Source organism: Xenorhabdus beddingii (assembly GCF_002127545.1).
In the GTDB taxonomy this organism is placed as follows: domain Bacteria; phylum Pseudomonadota; class Gammaproteobacteria; order Enterobacterales; family Enterobacteriaceae; genus Xenorhabdus; species Xenorhabdus beddingii.
In genome coordinates, this window is sequence record NZ_MUBK01000001.1 from 230,178 (window position 1) to 242,222 (window position 12,045).

Consider the following 12,045-nt stretch of genomic DNA (forward strand, 5'->3'; position numbering starts at 1 on the left):
TTACCTTAAAAATATTCATCTCTATAAATAACATTCACATCATGAAGTAATTTTATATTGCAATATTTTTAGCACATTTTTATTTTTTATAAAGCATGACAAACCATCTTTATATATTTGTAATGTTACAAAACTTAATGGTTAATTATTTTATTTTATCAAAACTCTTTTTTGTTAACAAAAACCACAATAATAAAGCGTTTATTATGTGTATTATCCTCTTCCTCAACGGGAGTACTGATAAGCAAGACAGGTCTCATGACATTTCACCGGTAAAAAAATCTAGATTAATATGCTGAACTGCATCATAATATTAACAATAAAAAGGATTTAATACTGACAGGGTGTTTTGAACTCATACACGCGTGATAAAGCACACAACTTTTCTTTCTGGTTGTTTCAATTATTAATATCACAAATACTCATCATAACCTTCTCATAAATATTAAATTTTCATATTTATCAATACGATATAAGAAAATCCGTTTTCTTTTTTGCACAGCATCCCTTTGCGGTTTTTCACTGAAGACGAGATGTTCACTGAAGAAACAAGTAGCCCTTTCTTCTTTATGAAGACGTTGTTCTCTCAGCAATCGGATGAGATGGAAGATTTAAAGCACCAAAGATGTAAGCGAGCACTATTATGAAAGCAGCAACAAAAAACAATGATGTCATGCCCCACTTATCTCTGGCAGCCAAACGCGCCGGCATGACGGAGGATGAATGGAAAGAAGCGGTAAGGTTCGACAATACCGATATCGGTTGGGTTATCATGAGTATTGGCATGGCAATCGGCGCGGGAATTGTTTTCCTGCCTGTTCAGGTCGGATTGATGGGATTGTGGGTTTTCCTGCTTTCTTCCATTATTGGCTACCCCGCCATGTATCTTTTTCAACGACTTTTCATCAACACACTGGCTGAATCACCAGAATGCAAAGATTATCCCAGTGTCATCAGTGGCTATCTCGGTAAAAACTGGGGCATTTTATTGGGGGTTCTCTACTTTATTATGCTGGTGATCTGGATGTTTGTTTATTCCACCGCCATCACCAATGACAGTGCCTCTTACCTACAAACTTTTGGCATCACCGATGAATTAATGTCGCATAATCCCTTTTATGGGCTGGGGTTAATCTGTATTTTGGTCGCGATTTCTTCCCGAGGTGAACGATTGCTGTTCAGAATATCCAGTCTGATGGTAATGACAAAATTGTTTGTTGTCGCCGCATTGGGGCTTTCCATGATAGGCATGTGGCATTTGTACAATATCGGAGTATTGCCGCCTTTTGGATTATTAATCAAACAAGCCATTATCACGTTGCCTTTTACGCTCACCTCTATTTTGTTTATCCAAACCCTGAGTCCGATGGTCATTTCTTACCGCAACCGGGAGAAAAACCGTGAAGTTGCCCGCCACAAGGCTTTGAGGGCCATGAATATTGCCTTTGGTATTCTGTTTTGTACTGTATTTTTCTATGCCGTCTCTTTTACGCTGGCAATGGGGCACGATGAAGCCGTCAAAGCCTATGAACAGAACATTTCTGCCCTGGCGATTGCGGCCCAGTTCTTTCCCGGCGGTTGGGTCATTGTCGTGAGTATTATGCTCAATATCTTCGCTGTGATGAGCGCTTTTTTTGGCGTTTATCTCGGCTTCCGTGAAGCCAGTCAGGGTATTGCCATGAATATTCTGGGCCGCCTGATGCCAGTCGAAAAGATCAATGAAAACTGGGTGCAAAAAGGCATCATGGTTTTTGCCATTTTATTGGCATGGGGCGCCATCATCCTGAATGTGCCTGTATTAAGTTTCACTTCCATCTGTAGCCCAATCTTTGGCATCGTTGGCTGCTTAATCCCCGCCTATCTGGTTTGCAAAGTACCCAGCCTGCATCAGTATAAAGGGGCATCGCTCATCTTGATCATCTTTACCGGGATCTTGTTATGCGTTTCCCCTTTTCTGGCTTTTTCATGATAGGCGCAAAATTTGTGCTTAAGACGATGTTGGTGTGAGAAAGCATACCGTCGAAATTCCTCTCCCGCCTTATCTCGGCGGGAGTCCCTTTTCGGAGAGAAAGAGAGATTGCAAGATTCCGTGCAACGGCACGGGAACAAACTCCCAGAAAAATAGCAACTTACAAGGCGACTGAGATATATTTAATTAATTATAAATGCATCTATTTAATTACATTTCACTAATTAGATAAGAATAAATTATATTTTAAGATCTTAACCCAAATAATTCACTTTTGAAATAATAACCAATGATATTTACTTAACTTAAATTTTGTATCTTGACCCAATCCAGCTAAGTATCTCTCCCTGATTCCCCTCGATTTTCCAAAATCCTCCCTCCATTAATTATCAAATTGCCTTTAACTTACAAAATAAAAATTCAATATTTCATTTTAAATCAGAATATTAAACCAAAACACACACATTGCGAGTGATTTTTAATCAAAAGTGTGGCGTTATATAAACAACTTAGATAAATCATTTACTTTTTTCACTAAATGCAGTAAAAATACAAAAACAATACACTTAAAAGGAAATTTAAAAGAATAAAAAACTAGAACTAAAATCAGGAAAAATGATTAGTTGTAAAATTCAATAGAAAAGTTTTTTTATGTGGAATTCTATTTATGATTGCCCCATTCTGTACTTCAGAATCCAATAGCACGTATTTATACGATTTCAATTAGTATTTCCATGAAAAATAAGACGAACAGAAGACGCAAGTTTTTTTATTTGCGGTACTCCAATTAAATTAATCTGGTATTTTGCCAATCATATTCAAAAAATACTGATGGCTTATTGTATTCGTTTGGCTTAAATACCTTGCGATTCACAAATAATCTCTCTGATTTCATAGGAACGATAATTTCATGAAGCAACGTAAATTTTTGACCCGATACGAAATAGACGCAATTTTGGCAGAAACAAAACAAGGACGCCATGCAGAACGGGATTACTGCATGCTATTAATGTGTTTCATTCACGGTTTTAGAGTCAGTGAGCTATGTAATCTATGCCTGTCTGATCTTGACCTAAATTCAGCAATTATTCATATCAGGCGGTTAAAAGGTGGGCTTTCAACCACTCATCCCTTGATCCCGGAAGAAATTGAAGCATTGAAAAGATGGCTTAATATTCGCCAAAAATGGCGGGAAGCCGATTCACCCTGGGTGTTTCTTTCCCAGAAATCGGGGGCGGTTTCACGGCAGCAAGTCTATGGTTTACTGAAACGTTATGGAAAACAGGCGTCTGTCAGCGTTTCTCCTCATCCCCATATGCTAAGACACGCCTGTGGTTATGCATTAGCAGATCTCGGCCGTGATACACGTCTGATTCAGGATTATCTTGGACATCGTAATATTTCACATACTGTGATTTATACTGCCAGCAATGTGAAACGTTTTTCCAGAATTTGGGAGACGCAAGCTAAATAAATTGTTTTATTTTTCTTTGCTGTTTTCACTAACATGACATGTTATTGCAACAATCTCCACTAACTTACTTGTGGAGATTGCCGGAATATAAAACAAACAAGTTACGATAATCTAAATCAATCGTTATTTTATGCGTATGATAAATTCAGTTTATGAATAGATTTTGTTTTTTGTTGTTTGAGGCTTGTTAATATATTGCTATATTTTTTCACATGACTTTAGATTTGAAAGAAAAAATATAAAATAAACTTCTATTTAAACACGAGCAGCGAATTCATATAAACTCTTTCACTGCTCAAAAAGGAAGAAAAAACAACCGATCACCATTCTACAAGCAGTCTTGCAAACTTTTCGCGGATTTTCTGTTCCGGCAGATCCATGCCAATAAAAACCAACACGCTTTCACGCACTTCATCATCACGCCATTCTCTGTCCCAATCCGCGCTATACAGGCGCTGCACTCCCTGAAACAGCAATCGTCGTGACTCATCCTTGATGGCAAGAATTCCCTTGTAACGCAGCAGGTTGTCCGCAAAACTCAGCAGCAGCTCCTCCATTAAACCGGAGATTTCTGATAGCTCAACCGGCTGCGTTAAGTTAACAACAATCGATCGGACGGTATTTTGTTGATTGGGAGCGAACCGGAACACGGGTGTCGCAACGGTCAGTTTGTCATTCAGCATAAAGCCTTCAATATCGAACAGTACACTTAAATCAGCCTGACCTTGAATGACGTTATGAATGGGAGCCTTAGCATTAATCCGCTGTAAACGCGCGATTAAAGCATGATGCTCTGGAGCAATATCTGTTTTCGACAGGATAATCTTATCCGCATACCCCACCTGCGATTGTGCAATGGAAAAGCGATCCAACTGTTGATCCGCATGAACCGCATCCACCAGGGTAATAATGCCATCCAGTAAAAAGCGTTGGCACAGGACTTCATGCGAGAAGAAAGTCTGGGTAATCGGCCCCGGATCAGCCATGCCAGTACACTCAATAATCAGGCGATCAAAATAGATTTGCCCTTTATCCATACTGTCCAATAAATCCAGCAGGGCATCTTCCAACTCATTCGCGCGGCTACAGCAGATACATCCGTTACTTAATGTTTTAATCTGAGTGGCGCGATCACCAATCAATTCACTATCAATGGGCACTTCACCAAATTCGTTTTCGATGACGGCGATTTTATGACCATGATTAGCGTTGAGGATATGACGCAGTAGCGTCGTTTTGCCTGATCCTAAAAAACCGGTCAGGATCGTGACTGATATGGGTTGCATTTTCGTTTCCTGCCGATGGGTTACGCTCAATAATTTTCGCTGACTTATCGTTTTTTCTTTCCATTCACGCCATCATTTTTCATTTTCGCTAACAGCAACGCATCCCCCCTTTTCCATCACCACCATAACGGGCATTCTGGCGTTCACGGAAAAATTCTTCATAGGTCATATAAGGTTTATCAGGATGATTTTCTTTCATGTGCTGTACGTAGGTGTCGTAGTCAGGAACCCCCACCAGCATACGGGCTGCCTGCCCCAAATATTTACCCGCCCGACCCAGATTACCAAACATCATTATCCTCCGAAAAATACCCTACATAATACGAAGTCGATTATGCAGGGTATATACCGTCATCTATATCAGTGCGTTGAAGAAACTTTCACCCCACCTTCTGGAACCGGAACATAAGGTGTTTCGTTATCGGTACGCTCTGGGATTTTGCTCGCTTTTATCGCCGTTTTGATCCCATAGATAATAATGCTGTACACCACCACAAAGAACAGGATACTTAAGCCCGCATTGGTATAGTTGTTCACCACAATGTGGTTCATGTTGCTGATTTGCTGAGCCGTTAATTCTGCGCCACCCTCAGCAATCCGCTGTTTATACTCTTTCGCAAGAAAGAGGAAACCTTCAAGCCGTGGGTCATCGCTGAACAATTTCAGACCCAGCGCCCATGTCGTACAAATCAGCAGCCAAACCGCAGGAATAACCGTTACCCAAATGTATTTGGTCCGTTTCATCTTGATCAGCACAACGGTACCCAAGACTAACGCAACGGCGGCCAGCATTTGATTAGAAATACCAAACAGTGGCCACAGGCTCTTAACACCACCCAATGGATCAACCACACCTTGATACAACAGGTAACCCCATAAACCCACACAGCCCGCTGTACCGACAATGCCTGCAATCAAAGAGTCTGTTTTTTTCAGGAACGGAACAAAGTTACCCAGGAGATCCTGCAACATGAAACGACCGGAGCGTGTCCCTGCATCCAGAGCCGTCAGAATAAACAAGGCTTCAAACAGGATACCGAAGTGATACCAAAAGCCCATATCCGCCGCAGGGATGATCTGATGGAACACATGGGCAATACCTACCGCCAAGGTTGGTGCACCACCGGCTCGGTTCAGGACAGACGGTTCACCGATGTCTTTTGCCGTTTGCAAAATCTGCTCTGGCGAAATCACAAAGCCCCAGGAACTGACGGTCGCGGCGGCGTGAGTGGTCACTTCCTTCAAGGAAGCCATGATCATGGGTGCCTCTGCCGTGCCCAAATTATGCAGATCAGGCATGGTAATCCCCAGTGCTGCCGGAGGTGTATTCATGGCAAAGTACAAGCCCGGCTCGATGATGGATGCCGCAACCAGTGCCATGATCGCCACAAACGATTCCATCAACATCGCCCCATAACCAATGAATCGTGCATCTTTTTCGTTAGCCAGCAATTTAGGCGTTGTACCCGAAGAAATCAGGGCATGGAAACCAGAGACCGCACCACAAGCGATAGTAATGAACAGGAAGGGGAACAGCGTACCTTTCCAAACCGGCCCTGTACCATCGATATATTGGGTGACGGCAGGCATTTTCAGTTCAGGATTCAGGATAACAATGCCAATCGCCAGACCAACAATGACCCCAATTTTCAGGAAAGTCGCCAGATAGTCACGCGGCGCCAAAATTAACCAGACTGGCAATAATGCAGAGATAAACGCATAACCCACCAGTGCATAAGTGATGGTCGTATCTTTGAACGTCAGCGCCGGTCCCCAATAAGGATCGGCGGCAACCACGCCACCGAACCAGATAGCGGCAACCAGCATCAGAATACCCATCACGGAGATTTCACCCACCCGCCCCGGACGGATATATCGCATGTAGATCCCCATGAAAAGCGCAATTGGCACAGTAGAGCAAACCGTAAATACTCCCCACGGACTTTCTGCCAAGGCTTTCACGACAATCAGAGCCAGTACCGCCAGGATGATAATCATGATTAAGAAGCAACCAAACAGGGCGATGGTTCCCGGCACCCGTCCCATTTCTTCTTTGATGATTTCACCCAGCGATGCACCATTGCGGCGGGAAGAGATGAACAGCACCATAAAGTCCTGCACTGCACCGGCGAGTACCACCCCAGCCAACAACCACAATGTGCCTGGCAGATACCCTACCTGAGCCGCCAACACCGGCCCCACCAGTGGCCCAGCTCCCGCAATGGCCGCAAAGTGATGACCAAACAGAACATTTTTGTTGGTCGGAACATAATTCAGACCATCATTATTGACGACCGCAGGGGTTGCCCGACTAGCATCCAGTTTCATCACCTTGGTGGCGATATAAAGACTGTAATACCGATAAGCAACCAGATAAACCGCTACGGAAGCGACAATGATCCATAACGCACTAATATGTTCTCCCCGACGCAGCGCAACAACACCAAGGCAAAATGCGCCAATGATCCCCAATATCATCCAGGGGATATGTTTTAACCATTTATTATTGTTCATAAAACTTCCTTCTCAAGGTAAGACGAACAGCAAGTCACTCTTTATTTCTCCTTCCTTCGCCACACGCCAACGAACGCGATGATGTCCCGAAAGAAAGCGGTAGATACTCCTCGCCACACTGCCCTATGATATAAAACTCGCCCTTGCCATATTGGCAGGATCTGAGCCAGCGGTTGAATACCACATTAAGCGGTCAGAATCCCCCAATCAGTGGTTCCGGCACAGGGAACACTGCCCCGGTTTTGTGAAGTAACTCACTGTTCACAAACCAAAATTAATCTCATCATCCATCAGTTGATTAAAGTCTTTATACTCGTTACTAAACGAAATCACGGTGTGTTGATTCCGGCATTCCTGATTAGAAAACCAATGACATTCGGATACCAAACGGGGTTCCTCGACGCCCAGCCATGCAGACAACATGAATAAAAGGTGTAATCCGCTGCGTTGAGCATCGATCTCAGTTTTGCCAGACGGGTTTAATCCGCTGTTTTTATTGGAATAATCGTAACCAGTGAGGATAAAGGGGACTTGGTAGTTCTGTTTATGACTGTCGTCATGTGTCACATTCTCGTCATCGGTATTCTTATTCACAAAAGACAGCCCATGATCCGCAAAATAGAGCATGGTCCAATGCAATTGGTTTTGACTGGCAATATGTTCAATTTCAGCCAGTAACGTATCCGTATTCTGGATACTCTGGACGTAGCATGAGATGTTTTGGGAATGAAAATAGTGGCTGTACTGCTCGTTGGTTCTGGCACAAGGCTGTGGATGCGACCCCATTAAGTGAATGACAACCAGTTTTTTCCGTTTCTCTTTCACCAACGCCTTGCGGATATAAGGCAATAAATTCTCATCCGGCAGATAACTGCGATCATCGGAGCCGCCTTCCTTTAAAAAAGTATAATGTTCGGCCTGTTGTCCAATCAGTGCCACGGGAGAATCAAACCCGCCTTTCATGCCCTGATTAGAAAGCCAATAAGTTTCAAACCCGGCTTTTTTCGCCAGTGAAACCAGGCTGTTATTCAATTGAATTTCATTTCTGTCACGCATTGCCAACGAGTTTGTCAGCGATAACTGTGTTGATGGGGCAGCAGAAATATAATGGGTAAAAAGGGTTGCATGGGTTTTATCCAACCACGGCGTATTTTTATTCGGAAAACCATAGGCATTCAGAAAATCTTTTCGGACACTCTCGCCAATCACCATAATATAGGTGTCATATTTTTCTTCTTTGACAACAGGTTTCCAATCATCATGATATTTAATAATCTTGGCAAATCGACTATTTTCAGACATAACTTCCGTATAACTTCGGTAGGCATCACTGAAAAAACGCGCTTCAGGTAAACTGGTTTCCAAGAGTTCCGAACGATCTTCAAAACCCGATTTGATATAGCCTTTAACGGGTGACCAGAAAGCAGAAATAAAGAACAGGGCCAGTAACCCTTTTTTACTTTTAGCTGATAAGGTGATATTTAATTTAAAAGAAAATATCATCAGAACAAAAATCGCTATGGCGGTTAAGTAAGTCGATACAGAAAGTCCGCTGATATATTCCAATGTTTCGTTCTGATTCGTATAAATTAATGAGCCTACTGCATTAATATCTGGATAACCATAATTGAGACCAATGGGTGTGTAGAGCATTCCCACAAGGGAAAAGAAGGCGATCAAGCAGACATATATTCTTTTACTGACGGCGGCCATAAATAAAAAGAATGAATAGGCACTAAAGACATATATCAGTTTCAATTGATAGCCTAAACATTTATGTATCAGAAAAATAAGAATAAAGAGTACAATGAAACAAGAGAGGTTCTTATTTTTATAAAGCAGAGACATAGTTATCCTGTAATTTTATCTATCCGGAGATAAGTTTATACTTAAAAAAATCCATTATTTTTTCGAACAAACACCCACCAACAGATGCTGTTCAAAAATCCAGTTTTGCGCAATTTTAGCCGCACACAATATAGTCACACACAAAGAAGACAAGTCTACCCAATACCATTGTTCAGTATTGGGTATATATAATCACTCAATAGAATGCAGATTACTGAGTGATTGATAGGAAACGCGCAAAAGCCTCACGTTCTTCATCCCGCAAAGTCAGTACCTTAAAGCCATCACGGGTGACCAAAATGGTATGTTCAAACTGCGCTGATAACCGACGATCTTTGGTTGTTACTGTCCAGCCGTCTTTATGCATTTTAACATCCTTTTTACCCTGGTTAATCATAGGTTCAATCGTGAAAGTCATGCCTTCTTCCAGCATTGCACCTTCACCAGCCCGGCCATAATGCAGGACTTGGGGTTCCTCATGCATACTGCTGCCAATTCCATGTCCACAATATTCACGCACCACGGTGTAATTATGTGCTTCAGCATGCTGCTGTATCGTATGACCGATATCCCCTAACGTGATACCCGGTTTCACTATCTTAATCGCCTTATAGAGACATTCCTGAGTCACATCAACTAAACGCCGGGCATGGGATGGCACGTCACCGACACAAAATGTGACACTGCTGTCGCCGTAATATCCTGCTTTTTTAACTGTCACATCGACGTTAACGATATCCCCATTTTTCAGCCTCTTTTCAGAAGGCCAACCATGACAAACAACGTGATTCACTGAAGTATTGACCGTATAGGGAAAGCCATATTGCCCCAGACTACCGGGTATCGCATCCAGGGTATTGATAATGTAATCATGGCAAAATGAATCGATTTCAAGCGTCGTTATACCCGGTACGATAATCGGGCGCACCGCTTCAAGCACCTGTCCCGTCAAACGTCCAGCCACTTCCATTTTTTTTATTTCTTCCGCATCCTTGATCAATATTCCGTTACTTTTTGTCATCTGTTTTTCTCTTAATTCAAGTTATGTAAATTCCGCTTTAATAATGTACCTGCATCAGTGCACAACTCAAACCAGCATGGCCCAAGAAGGTCAATAAATGGTTTATATTGCACCTAAAAATTGCTAAAAAGGGGTCGTACTCTCACTAAACCACACCATACTATAATGGTAATAATTCAACATGATGCTGATTTCTCAGCCAATCCATCAGCTTAGAAGGACGAGAAATGGAAAAGTTCTACCTGTTGAAAATAACGCTTACAGAGATGAGTCCCTGCATATGGCGTCGTTTTGTCGTTCCATCCCATATTTCCCTGGATCGACTACACGATGTGATACAAATTGTCATGGGATGGAATGACAGTCATTTACATCAATTTGCTTTTGGTATCAAGCGATTCACTGAAATGCCCGAAGAGCCGGAAGACGGCAAAGAAGAGGGGAAAGTTAAACTGGATGCATTACTCAAAAGAAAAGGCAGTAAATTCACGTATCTTTATGATTTTGGTGACGGCTGGGAACATGAAATCATCCTAGAAAACAGTCACTATTCCCCGGAAGAACTCCCCACCCCGATTTTCTGTGTTGAAGGTCAACGAGCCTGCCCTCCGGAAAATTGCGGTGGCATATATAGCTATATGGAACTGATTGATATCCTTAAAGCACCCAGCCATAAAGATTATCAGGCCATGTTTAAATGGGTTAATGGCAAATCTGACATTTCTTCTGACAAGATTTTTTCCCCTGAAAAATTCAATATAGAAGAGGTCAATAATATGCTGGCTTCCTATTATCGTTGGTCAAGGGATCGTTATTTATCGCTGTTCTAATATGATGCATCAGAACATTAACGTTGATAATTAACAATTGTTTCTAAGCGTAATACACTCTATAAAGCTGACCGTGGCATTCACACCAACCGGAAATTTTTAATGAACAGATATCGCGTTTCTAACAGCGAAGGCAAATTTGCGGATGGCTCAGATGGGGAAGTTTTAGTCAACAAACTCAACCTTTCTGATCCTGATGATATTAATGATGCTGAACTGGTATTATTAGAAAAGTTGTATCAAATCATCTTTGAAGAGCAATTTCCAACTGAACAAATCACGATCACCATGCTCAGGCATGACTAAAATACAAGTTATAGAGGCAATCGCCACCGTTCATGTTGAACTGATACTGATTCATCCATTCAGGGAAGGAAATGGGCGTTTATCTCGCTTAGTGGCAGATGTGATGGCAGTACAAAGTGGTTTACAGCCATTGGACTATGAAAGCTGGGAACAGAACAAAATCCAATATATTGCTGCAATCCACGCTGGCTTGAATATGAATTATGAACCCATGAAACATTTGGTCACTGAAGCACTAAAAGGTCATTAACCCGCCAGCTTTAAATGAGCGAATTTCTCACGTTTAGCCTTAAGCTCTTCTTCAATACGACGAGAATCTTGCCCTGTCTCAATGGCAGTTGATGTGGCAACTGTGCGAGCGATCTGGGATCGAGTGGGTTTGGTATAACTACTCATAAGTTTATGGTTAGAATTCATTACTTTTCTCATTTGTCTATTTGATTCAATAGGATAAATAATATAAACCCTTGAACTCATTGAAATGGCAAGCCGTCGTCAAATAGAGTGACTGCTTTCTAATGACATAGATACAGATATTATACCTTGGTTTGGTAATAAACCTAAGGATAACCATTTTGAATGAAGTGGTTTTTTCATGCCGTTGAGTGATTGGAAATTAATCGAGCCGCTTCGCAATCCTGCTGAATAGTGAAAAAATCTGATACATTCCTGCGAGTAATCCTGCTAACCTAAAAACAAAATCTTCCTAATCGAATCCACAGATGAATCACTCAGATTATCAGTGATAAGATAGCGTTTTCGCCCAGGATGAGGTGCATTAACGTTCCATCCTTAGC

8 protein-coding genes and 2 pseudogenes are annotated in these 12,045 nt (G+C 42.0%); 4 read left to right on the forward strand and 6 right to left on the reverse strand.

The genetic code is table 11. The features are described 5' to 3' along the window. Positions 1-643: 643 nt before the first annotated feature. Both Xbed_RS01025 and Xbed_RS01030 read left to right on the forward strand, forming a co-directional pair. Positions 644-1,969: an SLC5/6 family protein gene (locus Xbed_RS01025; protein ID WP_086111086.1), complete on the forward strand. Its 1,326-nt coding sequence runs from the start codon at positions 644-646 to the stop codon at positions 1,967-1,969. A 907-nt stretch (positions 1,970-2,876) separates the two neighbouring features. Beyond that, positions 2,877-3,443: pseudogene (locus Xbed_RS01030) on the forward strand (tyrosine-type DNA invertase); the annotation flags it as partial. A gap of 320 nt (positions 3,444-3,763) precedes the next feature. Here the strand turns inward: Xbed_RS01030 and yjiA are convergent. The 5 genes from yjiA to map all read right to left on the reverse strand — a co-directional run bounded on the left by yjiA (position 3,764) and on the right by map (position 10,112). Beyond that, positions 3,764-4,729, reverse strand: a complete 966-nt coding sequence (gene yjiA, locus Xbed_RS01035; protein WP_086111088.1) for a GTPase — start codon at positions 4,727-4,729, stop codon at positions 3,764-3,766. A gap of 88 nt (positions 4,730-4,817) precedes the next feature. Then, a complete protein-coding gene (locus tag Xbed_RS01040) occupies positions 4,818-5,021 on the reverse strand; it encodes a YbdD/YjiX family protein (protein WP_047962587.1) in 204 nt (67 codons plus the stop codon). A 68-nt stretch (positions 5,022-5,089) separates the two neighbouring features. After that, entirely contained in the window at positions 5,090-7,243 is a 2,154-nt protein-coding gene (locus tag Xbed_RS01045; protein WP_086111089.1) for a carbon starvation CstA family protein, read from the reverse strand. A gap of 261 nt (positions 7,244-7,504) precedes the next feature. Then, positions 7,505-9,001 carry a phosphoethanolamine transferase gene (locus Xbed_RS01050; protein ID WP_167371846.1) on the reverse strand — a complete coding sequence of 499 codons (1,497 nt, stop codon included), beginning with the start codon at positions 8,999-9,001 and terminating at the stop codon, positions 7,505-7,507. A 301-nt stretch (positions 9,002-9,302) separates the two neighbouring features. Continuing rightward, positions 9,303-10,112, reverse strand: a complete 810-nt coding sequence (gene map / locus Xbed_RS01055; protein WP_167371847.1) for a type I methionyl aminopeptidase — start codon at positions 10,110-10,112, stop codon at positions 9,303-9,305. A 227-nt stretch (positions 10,113-10,339) separates the two neighbouring features. Here map and Xbed_RS01060 point away from each other — a divergent pair, with 227 nt between their 5' ends. Both Xbed_RS01060 and Xbed_RS01065 read left to right on the forward strand, forming a co-directional pair. Then, positions 10,340-10,942, forward strand: coding sequence for a plasmid pRiA4b ORF-3 family protein (locus Xbed_RS01060; protein WP_086111091.1), 603 nt, complete (start codon positions 10,340-10,342; stop codon positions 10,940-10,942). A gap of 102 nt (positions 10,943-11,044) precedes the next feature. Further along, positions 11,045-11,498, forward strand: a pseudogene (locus Xbed_RS01065) (Fic/DOC family protein). On the opposite strand, the gene Xbed_RS19655 reads toward Xbed_RS01065, so the two are convergent. Further along, positions 11,495-11,665, reverse strand: coding sequence for a hypothetical protein (locus tag Xbed_RS19655; RefSeq protein WP_167371848.1), 171 nt, complete (start codon positions 11,663-11,665; stop codon positions 11,495-11,497). The pseudogene Xbed_RS01065 and the gene Xbed_RS19655 sit on opposite strands and share 4 nt — an antisense overlap. Between the last annotated feature and the right edge of the window lie 380 nt (positions 11,666-12,045).

Excerpts from the sequence above, each read along its gene's own strand:
- Xbed_RS01025 (WP_086111086.1), top strand. The coding sequence starts at position 644 with ATGAAAGCAGCAACAAAAAACAATGATGTCATGCCCCACTTATCTCTG.
- yjiA (WP_086111088.1), bottom strand. The coding sequence starts at position 4,729 with ATGCAACCCATATCAGTCACGATCCTGACCGGTTTTTTAGGATCAGGC.
- Xbed_RS01040 (WP_047962587.1), bottom strand. The coding sequence starts at position 5,021 with ATGTTTGGTAATCTGGGTCGGGCGGGTAAATATTTGGGGCAGGCAGCC.
- Xbed_RS01045 (WP_086111089.1), bottom strand. The coding sequence starts at position 7,243 with ATGAACAATAATAAATGGTTAAAACATATCCCCTGGATGATATTGGGG.
- map (WP_167371847.1), bottom strand. The coding sequence starts at position 10,112 with ATGACAAAAAGTAACGGAATATTGATCAAGGATGCGGAAGAAATAAAA.
- Xbed_RS01060 (WP_086111091.1), top strand. The coding sequence starts at position 10,340 with ATGGAAAAGTTCTACCTGTTGAAAATAACGCTTACAGAGATGAGTCCC.
- Xbed_RS19655 (WP_167371848.1), bottom strand. The coding sequence starts at position 11,665 with ATGAATTCTAACCATAAACTTATGAGTAGTTATACCAAACCCACTCGA.